16 protein-coding genes are annotated in these 13,419 nt (G+C 42.3%); 3 read left to right on the top strand and 13 right to left on the bottom strand.

Annotated features, from left to right (window positions below; translation table 11 throughout):
- Positions 1-27 precede the first annotated feature (27 nt).
- Positions 28-291, top strand: a complete 264-nt coding sequence (gene rpsT, locus AB5Z12_RS11585; RefSeq protein WP_330382769.1) for a 30S ribosomal protein S20 — start codon at positions 28-30, stop codon at positions 289-291.
- 144 nt (positions 292-435) lie between these two features.
- On the opposite strand, the gene holA is transcribed toward rpsT, so the two are convergent.
- From holA to AB5Z12_RS11545, 8 genes are all read right to left on the bottom strand, one after another.
- The gene (holA, locus tag AB5Z12_RS11580) at positions 436-1,422 is read right to left on the bottom strand and encodes a DNA polymerase III subunit delta (RefSeq protein WP_148461738.1); all 987 of its coding nucleotides are present in this window, start codon (positions 1,420-1,422) and stop codon (positions 436-438) included.
- A gap of 169 nt (positions 1,423-1,591) precedes the next feature.
- Positions 1,592-3,970: a ComEC/Rec2 family competence protein gene (locus AB5Z12_RS11575; RefSeq protein ID WP_148461739.1), complete on the bottom strand. Its 2,379-nt coding sequence runs from the start codon at positions 3,968-3,970 to the stop codon at positions 1,592-1,594.
- Positions 3,971-4,031: 61 nt separating this feature from the next.
- Positions 4,032-4,970 (bottom strand): GerMN domain-containing protein, encoded by a 939-nt coding sequence (locus AB5Z12_RS11570; protein ID WP_173716154.1) that lies wholly within the window; start codon positions 4,968-4,970, stop codon positions 4,032-4,034.
- Positions 4,971-4,980: 10 nt separating this feature from the next.
- Entirely contained in the window at positions 4,981-6,408 is a 1,428-nt protein-coding gene (locus AB5Z12_RS11565) for a cell wall metabolism sensor histidine kinase WalK (RefSeq protein ID WP_148461740.1), read from the bottom strand.
- A 3-nt stretch (positions 6,409-6,411) separates the two neighbouring features.
- On the bottom strand, positions 6,412-7,101 hold the full coding sequence (locus AB5Z12_RS11560) for a response regulator transcription factor (protein ID WP_148461741.1): 690 nt from the start codon (positions 7,099-7,101) through the stop codon (positions 6,412-6,414).
- Positions 7,102-7,114: 13 nt separating this feature from the next.
- On the bottom strand, positions 7,115-7,951 hold the full coding sequence (locus tag AB5Z12_RS11555; RefSeq protein ID WP_226815247.1) for a helix-hairpin-helix domain-containing protein: 837 nt from the start codon (positions 7,949-7,951) through the stop codon (positions 7,115-7,117).
- 126 nt (positions 7,952-8,077) lie between these two features.
- Positions 8,078-8,512: a DMT family transporter gene (locus tag AB5Z12_RS11550; protein ID WP_118579731.1), complete on the bottom strand. Its 435-nt coding sequence runs from the start codon at positions 8,510-8,512 to the stop codon at positions 8,078-8,080.
- Positions 8,494-8,667, bottom strand: a complete 174-nt coding sequence (locus tag AB5Z12_RS11545; RefSeq protein WP_308768404.1) for a DUF6783 domain-containing protein — start codon at positions 8,665-8,667, stop codon at positions 8,494-8,496. The genes AB5Z12_RS11550 and AB5Z12_RS11545 overlap by 19 nt, the downstream gene beginning before the upstream one ends.
- On the opposite strand from AB5Z12_RS11545, the gene AB5Z12_RS11540 reads away from it, so the two are divergent.
- Positions 8,587-8,868, top strand: a complete 282-nt coding sequence (locus tag AB5Z12_RS11540; protein WP_308768403.1) for a DUF6783 domain-containing protein — start codon at positions 8,587-8,589, stop codon at positions 8,866-8,868. The two genes, AB5Z12_RS11545 and AB5Z12_RS11540, sit on opposite strands and share 81 nt — an antisense overlap.
- Here AB5Z12_RS11540 and AB5Z12_RS11535 read toward each other — a convergent pair.
- Positions 8,837-9,640, bottom strand: coding sequence for a DUF3169 family protein (locus AB5Z12_RS11535; protein ID WP_173716155.1), 804 nt, complete (start codon positions 9,638-9,640; stop codon positions 8,837-8,839). The two genes, AB5Z12_RS11540 and AB5Z12_RS11535, sit on opposite strands and share 32 nt — an antisense overlap.
- Complete coding sequence (locus tag AB5Z12_RS11530; RefSeq protein ID WP_330382771.1) at positions 9,633-9,842, bottom strand: helix-turn-helix transcriptional regulator; 210 nt, start codon at positions 9,840-9,842, stop codon at positions 9,633-9,635. The genes AB5Z12_RS11535 and AB5Z12_RS11530 overlap by 8 nt, the downstream gene beginning before the upstream one ends.
- 341 nt (positions 9,843-10,183) lie before the next feature.
- Here AB5Z12_RS11530 and AB5Z12_RS11525 point away from each other — a divergent pair, with 341 nt between their 5' ends.
- Positions 10,184-10,513: a DUF1292 domain-containing protein gene (locus AB5Z12_RS11525; RefSeq protein WP_148461742.1), complete on the top strand. Its 330-nt coding sequence runs from the start codon at positions 10,184-10,186 to the stop codon at positions 10,511-10,513.
- A gap of 278 nt (positions 10,514-10,791) precedes the next feature.
- On the opposite strand, the gene AB5Z12_RS11520 is transcribed toward AB5Z12_RS11525, so the two are convergent.
- The 3 genes from AB5Z12_RS11520 to AB5Z12_RS11510 form a co-directional block, all read right to left on the bottom strand.
- Positions 10,792-11,982: an aspartate aminotransferase family protein gene (locus AB5Z12_RS11520; protein WP_118579743.1), complete on the bottom strand. Its 1,191-nt coding sequence runs from the start codon at positions 11,980-11,982 to the stop codon at positions 10,792-10,794.
- On the bottom strand, positions 11,969-12,865 hold the full coding sequence (gene argB, locus AB5Z12_RS11515) for an acetylglutamate kinase (protein ID WP_118579746.1): 897 nt from the start codon (positions 12,863-12,865) through the stop codon (positions 11,969-11,971). Before argB ends, AB5Z12_RS11520 begins: the two co-directional genes overlap by 14 nt.
- A gap of 109 nt (positions 12,866-12,974) precedes the next feature.
- Positions 12,975-13,419, bottom strand: a 445-nt coding sequence (locus tag AB5Z12_RS11510; protein WP_368368663.1) for a bifunctional ornithine acetyltransferase/N-acetylglutamate synthase, incomplete at its 5' end; no start/stop codon positions are given.

Genomic DNA, 13,419 nt, shown 5'->3' with positions numbered 1-13,419 from the left:
ATCATTCACGAATTGGAGGTGTACGAATTGGCTAACATCAAATCTGCAAAAAAGAGAATTTTAGTTAACAGAACAAAAGCTGCGAGAAACAAATCCATCCGTTCTGCTGTTAAGACTTCCATCAGAAAAGTTGACGCGGCAGTAGCAAACAACGATAAGGCAGCAGCAGAGGTTGCATTAAAAGAGGCTATCTCTACAATCAGCAAAGCAACTTCCAAAGGTGTTTATCACAAAAACAACTGCGCAAGAAAAGTTTCCCGTTTATCCAAAGCCGTTAACAGCATTGGCTAATAGATATCTGAATTTTTAGTTATAAGCTTATAAGTGAAAATTAAGGCAGTCGAACCGTCATCGACTGCCTTTTTTCTGTATTTTTTTGCATTCCTGTTCAGCCCACTGCCTATTTTTGCAAACATCATAGCCTACACCAAAACGTCATCTTCTGGCTGAACTATACTTCACGATCAGTAATTCCACACTAAGCACATCCTGCAATCTGCCTGTCTTCACAGCTTCCTCTGCATCCACAAAATCCGTCACTGCCTGACGAAGTTCACTGATTCTATAGGATCTTGCACAGACTGCAATATTTTTCACCACAAAAGACGGCACTCCCAGTCTTGATGCCATCACCGGCTGAGGGATTCCTTCTTCTGCATATTCTTTTACCAGAAGCAGCTGGCGAAACTGTTTCGCCAAAAGAAAAAGAATTCTCATCGGGGGCTCCTTCAGCGTGAGAAGATCATAATACAGATCCAATGCTCTCTTCTGATTTTTCTCCGTTACTGCCCGGACCATATCAAAAATCTTATTCTGGGTCTGAGTGGTACAAACCTGCTGAATATCCTCTCCCGTTACCACATCCCGGTCACCGGTATAGGAAATTATCTTTTCCAGTTCCATCCGCAGGTTTCCCATGTCCACGCCAGTCATGGTAAGAAGGAGTTCCATATCCCGCTGGGTGATCATCTTGCCTTCTTTTTTCAAAAGCCCGGCAGCCCAGCGCATTAGCGTTTTCTCATCCTGCTGCACAAATTCTCCGATTCTACCTGCTGCCTTTACGGCTTTATACATACGGTTTCTTTTATCTACCTCATTTTCTACAAAAATAAGGCAAAGATAGTCTGGCAGTTCTTTCATATAATCAGCCAGTTCATCACATTTATTCTTAAAAAAGCCGGTATCTTCCAACAAAACCACCCTACGGTCTGCAAAAAAAGGCATGGTCTCACAAAGGTCGATCAGTTCCTTCACATCAATGTTCCGACCCTCATAATGATTAAAATTCATGGTGTCATCTTCTGGATTCAGCGCCTGCACCAGTTTATGTTTATACTGCTGTTTCAGGTAAGCTTCCTCACCATACAGCAAATACGCCTGTTTAAAATTGCCCGTCTTTATATCTTCCTGGATATTCTTCAAAATATACGCTCCTGTCATCTTCTTGTCGGTCAGGACATTCCCCAAAGGTTACTATTCACGATCTAACCAGTAGCCCCCCAGACTCTTTCAGCCAGGGTGATAGAGCTGTACCCGACATTCTACTAAACCATACCACAAATTGTGTCTTTATAAAAGTGCCTTTTTCGCTCTACATACTATTTCCCTTTTCCAAAAATTTCTTAATCCTTATCCCCTCTTTCTCCCAGCAAACTTTCACAGCACCGCTCTCCATAGTAAAACTGGTCTGGCACCCGGTTTCTTCCAGGCGTTTCGTAATTTCCGGTGACGGGTGGCCATAGGTATTGGTAGAAGAGCAGGAAATCACAGCATATTCCGGGCGCACTGTATCAAGAAACTGTTGACAGGTAGAGTAATGGGAGCCATGGTGTCCCACCTTCAAAAAGTCCACATCTTCCAACAGTCCCAATTCCAGCAATTTCTTTTCCGTTTCTTCCCCGATATCACCTGTCAAAAGGCCAAGAAACTCCTCATATTTTACTTTAATCACCATACCATCTTCATTTACGTCTGCGCCAGAAGCGCTGACAGCAGGAGCAATTATCTGCAATTGCAATTTACCTGCATTCAGGCAGTCTCCTTCCTTCAGGGTTCTCACTGGAATTCCGGCCGCTTTTGCTGTCTGTTTCAGTTTTTCCCATGCAGCAGGAGGATTTTCCCACTCAGGCAGATACAAGCATCCCAATTTTACTGAATTCAGTTTTTTTACAGCCATCTCCAATATTTCCTGTACACCACTGATATGATCCTGATCTGTATGAGATATAAAAATTCCATCAATCTGAGAAATCCCCTGATTCTTCAGATACGGTAAAACCTGATATTGTCCCACACCTGATTTGTTTGTGCTTCCACCATCCACCAGAAAGCAATTCCCTTCCGGCGTCCGCAGCACAAGCCCGTCGCCCTGTCCCACATCCAGACAGCTGACAGAAAATGGTTCCGGCTCACGCCATATAAGAATAGACATGGCAAGGCATACAACTACGAAAGCAATTATTTTTCTCTCCCTCTTCCCTTTCTGTGTAAGTATCCAGACTGCTCCTGCAAACAAAATATAATATACAGCCACCTGCCACAGCTTTGGTTGTCCTGTGATCCAGATACCAAAAGGCAGATTCCCAGATAGTTTACATAACTCTTCATAAATTCCAGCAAGAACCTTTCCAGGCAAAATCACAACACGCCCAACGGAAAAGCTTACACACCCTGCAAGCAATCCAGTAACTCCGCTTCCCAGAACAATTCCTACTGTAGGAAGCACCAGCAAATTTAAAAAAATTCCAACCAGTGAAACTTCTCCGAAAAAATATAAGGAAACAGGAAGCATGGTCAGCTGTATTCCTATAGATGCGCCTAAAGCCAGATTTGCTTTGCAAAAACCTCCGGCAAATTTTTCATATATTTGCCCTGTATGTTTTCCTAAAATCATACAGCAAATATTTTTAAACTTTTTTCCAGCATGTCTTTTCCATGCACTCTTTTTTCTCCGCACATTTTCCCCTTTTTCAATACGGGATAAATCCATACTCTTTGTTAATGCAGGAACCACTACGCCAGCTCCTGCTACCGCGCTAAATGACAAAAGGAACCCACTGTTATATAAATATGCTCCTGAATCTCCAAGAATTAACATAGCCGAAACAGCCAGCGCCGTTGGCAGATCATAAATCCTTCCGGTTATTTTCGCCCCTACAGATATCAAAAACATACAGACTGCACGCATAGTAGACACACTTCCACCAGTCATCACGCCGTATTGAAGCAAAATCAGCAGGGCAATTATCCCAGACGGCCAGATTCCCATTCCAGTCTTCATCAGAAGATTATAAATTCCCATCCCAATCACACTGATATGCAGCCCCGAAATTGCCAGAACATGCACAATACCAGCCATCTGGTAGCGAAGCTTTACTTCCTCATCCAGACTGCTTTTATCCCCGAGAACAATTGCCTGAAAAACCCCGGCTTCTTTTCCACCAATTCCATTCAGAACTTTACTGAGATATTTCCTTAGATCATTCATACCTTGTCGATAAGCAGAATAATTTTCCGATTTTTTTAACAATTCCGCCTTTTTCATAAAATAGAAAATATGCTGGCTGGCATAATACTGTCTGGCATCAAATTCTCCTGGATTTCGCATCTCACCTACTCTCTCCAGATTTCCAGACACCAAAACAACAGTTCCTGCCGGAACATCTTCTTTTTTCTTTAAAAATACTTTTACATTTTCAATAGATATTTTCTTCGGTTGATTTTCCTTTGATTGATTCTTCTTTGGTTGATAAATCAGATATGTATTGCTAAGATAAACAGATTGTGAAAATTCATTTTCTGTGGTCTGTGTCACTTCTCCGCAGATTGTGACCTTGGGATGTTCCCGGATCCAGGAGTCCACATTTTCCGGAACAGGATTTCCTCTGATCAGTGGAAATCCTGCCCGGTCGGCCACACACATAAGGAGCATCAAGACCAGACACACCATGCAAAGCGGTCTTTTCGTCATTTATAAACTCCTTTAGTATTTCATTTTATAAGCGTTATTGATTGATTTTTTCAAACACGCTCTAATTCTCTTTCAGGATCAGATCTGTATTTTTACTGAAAAGACTGTACAAAGATGTTCCATCACTTAACTTAGCCTCTGTATCACCTTCGATTGAAATCTGCACTTTATCAGCAGATGTCGTATCCAGAAGAGAATTTACCACGGAATAGATCATGGTGTTCACCGGGATATCAATTCCTGAATCTGAAAAAGCGGAACTAAAATCCACATAGCACACATTATCAGACACCTCTATTCCCAGAATATCCGTATTCTGCGGAATTGTTGGATAATGCCCTTTCACCATCGGTCCTTTGGCAAGCTGTTCCAGTATTACTCTCTCTCTTGGCAGAATTCTCTTATAATATACATTTCTCTGTTCTGCCACAAGATGCTCTCCTGTCTTGTCTGTAAAATACAGAGTAAAAGTATCATACCGATACGCATCTTTATCAGAGCCCCACATTTCTACAAAAGTGTTGCCATCAAGCAAGCCTACAGCCTGTCCCTTGGAATCGGTAAGCTCCTGATTTCCTATAAAAATCTTTATGCCGGTGATTCCTGGAATCTGAAGAAAAGTTCTTGCCACACCTGCGCGCACCAGAATCTCCCTGGTTCGGGAAATATTACTGTAATCAGCATTAAACTCCAATTCCAGAAGGGATTCATTTAAGCGGTAAGTCACCAGCTGAACTCCTGCTGGAAGCAAAGGCAGGTTCTCTCCGCTGCTCTCCTGTCCATTCAGGATTCCCATTAAATCCTGGAGCATAAATTCTGCACTTTCCTGCTCCGGATAATATCTTGTCTTTGTTACTTTCGTTTCATCTTTGTTCAAGTAATATAGATAGTACTGATTGCTGACACTTTCAGTCTTCTCTCCCTGGCTTTCCACCGAGCATCCGGTAAGAAGGCCAATGATCAGAACCAGAGCCATCGCTGTACTCAACAATTTCTTCATCTGGCACCTCCTACGGAATATATGATAAAGGAATGCGGACAGTAAAGGTAGTTCCCTCGCCTTCCTTACTTGCCACCTGAATAGTTCCATGATGCATGGTCACAGCACTTCTGGTAATCGCAAGTCCAAGACCTGTGCCGCCAATTTCTTTGGAATGGGATTTGTCCACACGGTAAAAACGTTCAAAAATTCTTCCGATGGACTCCTCCGGAATGCCCATTCCGGAATCTGCAACCTTCACATAGAAATATTTATGGTCAGCGTCAAGGGTTACACGAACCCAGCCATCATCCACATTGTATTTAATACCATTCTCAACCAGATTGCTCACGGCAAGAGTAAACTTTACCTCATCCACATCTGCTTCAACAGGGCGGAAACTGTCCAGGATCAGATCAATGTGCCTCTTATCTGCAATTGGACGGAGTCTCTTCAGGATATCCTCCAGAAGCTGATTGATATTCAGGTGCTCCACATTCAGATCAGCTGCTTTCTTATCCATTTTTACAAGAGAAAGCAGGTCTGTGATGATCTTATTCTCCCGATCAATCTCTGCAGTGATATCGCCCATAAACTCCTGATACAGCTCCTCCGGCACCCCTTCCTGGCCCACCAGTGAATCGGCAAGTACCTTCATGGAGGTAAGCGGTGTCTTCAGCTCATGGGACACATTGGAAACAAACTCATTTCTGGACTCATCCAGAATCTTCATTCTGGAAAGCATTTTGTTGAACGCATCCGTAATAAGTGCTGTCTCTGTATAATCCGGGACAGAAATCTCCTCATTCTGGTATCCATCCGTCAAATCCTCAATGGACTTGGTAACTCTGGCAAACGGCTTTACAAGAACCGTAGAAAGCACATATCCAAGAAGGACCGCCAGCACAATAATGATTCCTGTGATCAGAAGACTCTTCTGTTCCAGCTCCAGAATATTCTCTGCAATTTCATTGGAGGAAAAGCTGATCAGCATAGCACCCTGAAGCTGCTTCACCTCCGGGCTTTTCACAGGGAGAGCCATCTCAATCTTCTGTGTCTTACTATTATAGCGGCTGGCTTCCTCACCTTTGAAGCATTTGATCACCATAGTGGAGATCAAAGTTTTTCCCTCATCTACGCCATAGGTATCCTTGATAATCCTGTAATCCCTGTCAACTAACAGAATTCTGCCGTCATACACATTAGACAACAACTCCAGCTTGCTGTTTACATCCTGCGAGCTGGAGTCATTCATATAATTCTCTTTAATTAACAGGTTACACAGAATGTCACACTGCTTCTCAACAGTCTGCTTACGGACAGCCACAGCCTTGCTCTCATAGGCCGCCACCATCACATGAGCAACAATGACACTTGGTACGATTCCCAGAATGACCAGAATGATCAGAATACGAAAACGCAGACTTTTTAAAAAGCTTGGTTTCTTTTTCTCTGGCATGGCTTATGCCTGGAAATAATATCCCACACCCCATTTGGTGTGTACATATTTGGGCTCACTGGGATTCGCCTCAATTTTTTCACGTAAACGACGGATATGTACATCCACTGTACGAACATCACCAGGATATTCATATCCCCATACAATATTCAGCAGGTTCTCACGGCTGTACACTTTATTGGGATTAAACACCAGAAGTTCCAGCACATCAAATTCTTTGGCAGTCAGATTGATTTCCTTACCAGAAATAAACACGCGACGGCTCTCACAATCCATCTTCAGGTCACCAGCCTCTATTGTCTTCGCCTTGTCTTTTTCTTCCTGATTGCTGCCTGCACGGCGCATAATGGCCTTGATTCTTGCCTTTACCTCAAGAATATTAAATGGTTTGGTGATATAGTCGTCCGCGCCATACTCAAGGCCGAGGATCTTATCCATATCCTCACCTTTCGCTGTAAGCATTACAATAGGAACATTTGAAAATTCCCTGATCTGTTGGCATACTTCAAAGCCATCCATCTTGGGAAGCATAAGATCCAGAAGAATAATGTCATATTTCTTCTCTTGGGCCATCTCCAGGGCTTCTTCGCCATCGTAGGCACAATCCACATCCATTCCATCCTGTTCCAGGCTGAAACGGATACCCTTTACTATCAGTTTCTCATCATCTACTACCAAAACTTTCCTGCTCATTTAAGAATCTCCCTTATCCAGTTGATATCTTGTCTTTTATCTTTGAAAAGGTACCCTCTTTGATACCTTCTACATTCATAATCTCTTCGATAGAAGCAAAGTCTCCATGCTCCTCTCTGTATGCAACAATGGCTTCTGCCTTTGACTGCCCGATTCCGCTTAAAGTGGAAAGCTGTCCGGCATCTGCAGTATTCAGATTAATTCGTGTATCATCGCCTACGCCATCTCCGAAACTTCCTGTATCTCTTCCAACAGTTCCCGATGGATTTTCCACTGAGCTGCCTTGAATTTCTTCCAATCCTGAATTCCCAGAATTGTCACCATCGTTCAATGCCTCTGGCACTTTCGCCATAGCAAGTTCCAGGTTCTCAGCCACTTCTTTCTCAGTAGGCACATAAATCTGCTGCCCATCTCCAATACTTCTGGCTCTGTTCAGATAATTTATGGCTGCCTCTGGCAAATATCCTCCCGCTGCATCAACAGCCTGGAAAATACGCGCTCCTTCATCCAGCTCATAAACACCTGGATTTACAACAGCTCCGCATACATCAACGAATATTTTCTGTGGAATTGGCGTTTCTGGCAGCAAATCCAAAGCTGAATTTTCTGTATTTCCCTCTGATCCTGCATCTGAAACAGCAGACTGTTTTTTGGGATTTTCCCCTGCCGCCACGTTATTCTCATACGCAGTGCTCTCTTCTCCGGCTTTTCTATTCGAGTTCTCTTCATCTGAATCCATCTCTTCCAGAAAAACCTCTTCCCGACGTGCGCAGCCTGTCATTGCAGACGCCGTCCAGAGAAAGAACAAAACTGTCCAGATTCCACATCTGTATTTTATTTTTCTTCCCATGCAGGTTCCCCTTTCGCTTTATGCGCAGGTTCCCCTCCACTCATGCTTTACCTAATCTATTTTAACGAAACTTTACATTTTTTACAATACCATTTCTAAATTTTATCAGTCTTTTATCTATTTGCCTTATTTCTCCCATTTAAATATGACAATTCCTACAATAGCCACAGCCATACCAATCAGTTTCCGCCATTGAAAATCCACTTTTTCTACACCAAACAGACCAAATAATTCAATTATATAGGCAACTGCCAGCTGGGAAATTACAATCAGCATAGCAGCCTTTGCAGGACCTAAACTTCCCATGCTTTGAATGACAGTTATGGTAATAAATGCTCCGATAATACCGCCAAGTAAAGTATATTTATTCTCCACCTGCCACAACGCGCCAACACTGTCCCTCCCGGTAAAAATCCACGCCAACACACAGACCAGAAACGCCGAAAACTGTACCCAGCCGGTGGATACCCACAAGCTGGTCTGCTTAGTCATCTCTGTGTTAAAAACACCCTGAATACTCATCAATGCACCAGATATCAACGCTACAAGAAATCCCCACATACAATACCTCCATAAACTATCCTATACTTCCAGATTCTTTCTCTAGAGCGTGTTTGAAAAAGGCTTTCTGCAAGGTGTGCGTCACAATTTGTGGGAGATTTCGCCCGGATGAGGGCGCCGTAGCGGGCTACGGCAACCGAATTCGAGTGAAATATACCGCAAAGTGGGGCGTGCAGATTGCAGGAATGATTTTTCAAACACGCTCTAAGCCAATCAATGTTCTGACAGCCTCCAAAAGGATACTCCCTTTCCCTGGAAGAAAAGGAGGTGCACTTGCAGCAGGCACCTCCATAATAGTATTATATGTATTTTTCAAAGATTCATTCACTTCGCAAGTTTTTCGCTTTTTTTCGTAACGCAGCACCGGCAGTAATTAGACGCCGATAAGATCCAGAGAAAAGCAGGAATGATAATAGCAAGAACGCCCGTATTCCATACCATATGAAGCAGCATGGCTACCAATGTGCAAAAAGGAAGTACCTTTCCAGTCAGCAGATAAGTCTTATAGCTTGCTTCGTAAATTTCTTCCTTCTCTGCTTCGTCACAGCTTGCAAGCCACTGCTCCTGAAAGTTTATAGAAGTAGGATCACCTTTCTTATCCGGATAAATTCTCTGAACCAGCTTTATATAGCGAATCTGCCACATACCAAAATATCCAACCATTCCCACAAACACAACCAGTCCTGCTAAGAACATCCATATCTCACCGTCACTCTGGCTCTCAATATATTTCATAGAGTATCCTGGTGAAATAAGCAGCATCATAAGAACAGTTCCCACTGTACTCGCAATCATCCCCCAGCTGGAGGACACTTCAATATGATACTGCAATTCATGATATTCTTCATCCTCTGCATCCTGTATCTGGCTTCCCATTCTCTTCATCTTTCCAAAATGGATCTCACAGATCATAATACAGATCGCACCGCAGATACATTCCAGCAGCACTGTATGATCACGTACAGCCAAAAGAAATGCATTCATCCCATGCCCAATAGCTGCTATAGAATTCTCCCCAGTGTATGATGTAACAAAGCCAAAAATTCCTCCAACAACACCACCAGCCAGCATAATCAGTACCATTTTTAAATAGGAATTCATTTTCTTCTTAGATTTTCCCTTATTCATCTTCTCCATCCTCCGTATAAGTAAAAATATCTTCCACTGTCACCTGACAGATCTTCGCCAGCTTCAAAGCCAGCGTCACTGAAGGTGAATAGTCTCCCCTCTCAATCAGGCTGATCGTCTGTCTGGACACACCAGCCAGTTTCCCCATGTCCGCCTGATTGATTCCAAGCCTGGCACGATATTCCTTCAATCGATTCTCCAGCGCCATTTCAAAGGCTCCTTTCTCATTCGTAGTGTATTCAATTTTTTGAAATGACTTATTTCATTGTCATTATGACAAGTTTATTTGTCATTCCTTGTATTTGCATAATATCATTGACAACTTTACTTGTCAACAGGTTTTTTATATTTTCCCAAAACAACCTTGCAATCCTGTTATATCTCTACTGAAAACCGCTTTTCCAGTCTTTCTTCTGACATTATGCAAAAATATTTTCGAAATTTTCTATATTTTCCATCTATTCAACAGCTCTCACAATTGATATAATATTTTCAACAAATATGACAGCCGGGCTGGCATGTCAACTTGAAAGGAGAATCACAATGGCAGACGAAAAGAACATTGGTACCCCAGCAGAAGAGGAAATCGAGATCATCACCCTCACCGACGAAAACGGGGAAGACATGGATTTTGAGTTCCTGGACCTTGTTGAGTATGAAGGAAAGCGCTACGCAGTTCTTCTCCCACCTGTAGAGGACGTGGAAGGTGAGGACGAGAACGAAGATGAAGAAGTACTGATTCTTCAGGTTGAGGACGACAGAAATGAAGAAAACGAGAGCTATGTTTTCGTTGATGACGATGACATTCTCACCGCTGTTTTTGACATTTTCAAAGAGAAATTTAAAGACGAATTCGACTTCGCAGAAGAGTAAATTCACAAAAAGCTTTTAAGCAGCTGTACTCTATACAGTGTAAAAAGTTCCATCCCCCAACTTTTGACAAGATGTATGTCAGGATTTATGGGCGATTGCCGGAATAATTTTTTAAAACAGAATCTTGAGCAATAGAAAAAAGGTACCTGAAAACCATTTCAAAGTACCTTTTTTCTGTCATTTTATTCTCATTTATAGCTTAAAATCAACCTACAATGCTTTTTTAGTGAATCTTTTTTAATTTTCACCTATTTTTTCACCAAAACTCCAGCCCTGATTTACGCCAGACATTCATCCAAAATCTCCGCCATTTCATCAATATCCGCCTTGGTAATCACAAGCGGAGGCACAATACGAAGCACGTCGCTTCCTGCAGAAATAACCAGCAGTTTCTTCTCCAGAGCCTTCTTAACAATCTCTCCTACAGGTCGTCCTGCAATGACGATTCCCTGCATGAATCCCATACCTCTTCTTGCTGCAGCACACTCATGTTTTTCCACAAGTTCATCCAGTTTTTTTTCAAGATATGGGGTTAATTCCTGTACATGAGTAAGGATCATATCCTTCTCATAAATGTCAAAAACCTTGCTTACAGCCGCACATACAAACGGATTTCCGCCATAAGTTGTACCATGGTCTCCCGGCTTCAAAGAAGCCTGTGCAACCTTCTTACTCAACACAAATGCACCAACAGGAACACCGCATCCAAGCGCTTTTGCACAGGTCATAATATCCGGCTGTACACCGTATGCCTGCCATGCAAAATAATATCCGGAACGTCCCATTCCGCACTGGATTTCATCCAGAATAAGGAGAATATCTTTCTCATCACACAGTGCGCGAACGCCCTCCAGAAACTCTCTTTCCGCTGGATAAATACCGCCTTCTCCCTGTACGGTCTCCATAATAATTGCACATGTTTTATCTGTAACCTGGGCTTTTACACTCTCAAGATCATTGAAATCAGCAAATTTCACACCACCCATGAGCGGCTCAAAAGGCTCACGGTAATGTGCATTTCCAGTGACAGAAAGTGCTCCAATAGATCTGCCATGGAAAGAATGATTCATGGCAATGATCTCATGATCTGCATGTCCGTCACGTTCATAAGCATACTTTTTCGCAGCCTTTAATGCACCTTCAATAGCCTCTGTACCACTGTTTGTAAAGAAAGCCTTGTCCATGCGGCTTGCATTTACCAGCTTTGCGCCAGCTTCGATAATTGGCTCATTGTAATACAAATTAGAAATATGAGTCAGCTTATCAATCTGTTCTTTCAGTGCTTCATCATATCCAGGATAATGATATCCAAGCGAATTTACAGCAATTCCTGCTGCAAAATCCAGATATTTGGAGCCTTCGGAATCAAAAAGGTGCACACCCTCTCCACGTTCAAAAACAACAGGAAAACGATTATATGTATGAAGAATACTGGACTCCGCTTCTTCCATCTGATTATTCATGTTCATGGTAATATTTCTCTCCATCCTCTCTTAAAATAGCAGTTCCGATACCTTTGTTTGTAAAGATTTCCAACAGTAAACTATGAGGAATTCTTCCATCAAGAATATGAACCCGGTTAACACCATGCTCAATTGCTTCAATACAGTTATTCAGCTTCGGAATCATTCCGCCGCCAACATATCCATCCTCGATCAGTTTTCTGGCATCCTGAATATGAAGCTCAGAAATCAGAGATGACGGATCATCTTTATCCCTATAAACTCCCTCAATATCAGAAAGAAATGCAAGCTTCTCTGCATGTACAGCCTCTGCAATTGCGCAGGCTGCATCATCTGCATTAATGTTATAGCTGTCATAATTATCATCAAATCCGATTGGAAAAACAATCGGAAGAAAATCTTTTTCCAGCAGATCATAAAGAATTTTCGGGTTTACTTCTGTAATATCCCCTACAAATCCAATATCCTCTCCATTGGAATATTTCTTCTTACATTTCAGCAATCCACCGTCTTTTCCACTGATACCAACAGCCTGTACGCCAAGGGATTCCACATGGGAAACAAGTTCTTTGTTTACTTTGGCAAGGACCATTTCTGCTATTTCCATTGTCTGGGAATCTGTTACCCGAAGACCATTGATAAACTTAGCCTCCATGCCTACTTTTCCAACCCATTTGCTGATTTCCTTGCCGCCACCATGTACGATAATTGGCTTAAATCCAACCAGTTTCAGGAGAACTGCATCCTTAATTACATTCGCCTTCAATTTTTCATCCAGCATAGCACTTCCGCCATACTTTATTACAACAATTTTACGGTTAAAACGCTGTATGTAAGGAAGCGCCTCAATCAGTACCTCTGCCTTATCAAGATATTTCTGATTTACCATTTTTTCTCTTAACCTTTCTTTCCTATATCTTTATGTTACAAAAGTCCTACAACTGCATGCCTTTCAGTCTTCCTCTGGCATCTAATTTACACACTCTCAAGCTTTAATATCAAGAACGATAATCTGCATTAATTTTCACATAATCATAAGTAAGATCACAGCCCCATGCAGTTGCTTTTGCGTCACCCATCTTCACATCTGCAATAGCTGTTACCTCATCCTCAGACAGGATTCTGGTTGCCTCTGCTTCATCATATCCTGTTGAAACACCGTTCTCAATAATCTTTAATTTTCCTGCGCGGCTCTCAAAATACAGGTCAACTTTTTCCGGATCAAACTGCACTCCAGAGTATCCCATAGCGCACAAAATCCGTCCCCAGTTTGCATCGTGACCATAAATTGCAGCCTTTGTAAGAGAAGAAGTTACTACGGATTTGCTAAGCGTAACTGCATCTTCTTTTGTCTTAGCGCCCACAATTTTCACTTCAAAAAGTGCAGTCGCGCCCTCTCCGTCACCTGCAATTTTCTTTGATAAACAGGTATTAATATAATTC

The sequence above is a fragment of the Ruminococcus sp. RTP21358st1_G6_RTP21358_211008 genome, assembly GCF_040908885.1.
Lineage (GTDB): Bacteria > Bacillota > Clostridia > Lachnospirales > Lachnospiraceae > Blautia_A > Blautia_A faecis.
The sequence above is the reverse complement of the archived record's forward strand: the minus strand, read 5'-3'. Positions and strand labels throughout refer to the sequence as shown.

Bases quoted from the DNA above. Each gene is read 5' to 3' on its own strand.
- AB5Z12_RS11575 (WP_148461739.1), bottom strand. From the start codon at position 3,970: ATGACGAAAAGACCGCTTTGCATGGTGTGTCTGGTCTTGATGCTCCTT.
- AB5Z12_RS11570 (WP_173716154.1), bottom strand. From the start codon at position 4,970: ATGAAGAAATTGTTGAGTACAGCGATGGCTCTGGTTCTGATCATTGGC.
- AB5Z12_RS11565 (WP_148461740.1), bottom strand. From the start codon at position 6,408: ATGCCAGAGAAAAAGAAACCAAGCTTTTTAAAAAGTCTGCGTTTTCGT.
- AB5Z12_RS11560 (WP_148461741.1), bottom strand. From the start codon at position 7,101: ATGAGCAGGAAAGTTTTGGTAGTAGATGATGAGAAACTGATAGTAAAG.
- AB5Z12_RS11555 (WP_226815247.1), bottom strand. From the start codon at position 7,951: ATGGGAAGAAAAATAAAATACAGATGTGGAATCTGGACAGTTTTGTTC.
- AB5Z12_RS11550 (WP_118579731.1), bottom strand. From the start codon at position 8,512: ATGTGGGGATTTCTTGTAGCGTTGATATCTGGTGCATTGATGAGTATT.
- AB5Z12_RS11535 (WP_173716155.1), bottom strand. From the start codon at position 9,640: ATGAATAAGGGAAAATCTAAGAAGAAAATGAATTCCTATTTAAAAATG.
- AB5Z12_RS11525 (WP_148461742.1), top strand. From the start codon at position 10,184: ATGGCAGACGAAAAGAACATTGGTACCCCAGCAGAAGAGGAAATCGAG.
- AB5Z12_RS11520 (WP_118579743.1), bottom strand. From the start codon at position 11,982: ATGAACATGAATAATCAGATGGAAGAAGCGGAGTCCAGTATTCTTCAT.
- argB (WP_118579746.1), bottom strand. From the start codon at position 12,865: ATGGTAAATCAGAAATATCTTGATAAGGCAGAGGTACTGATTGAGGCG.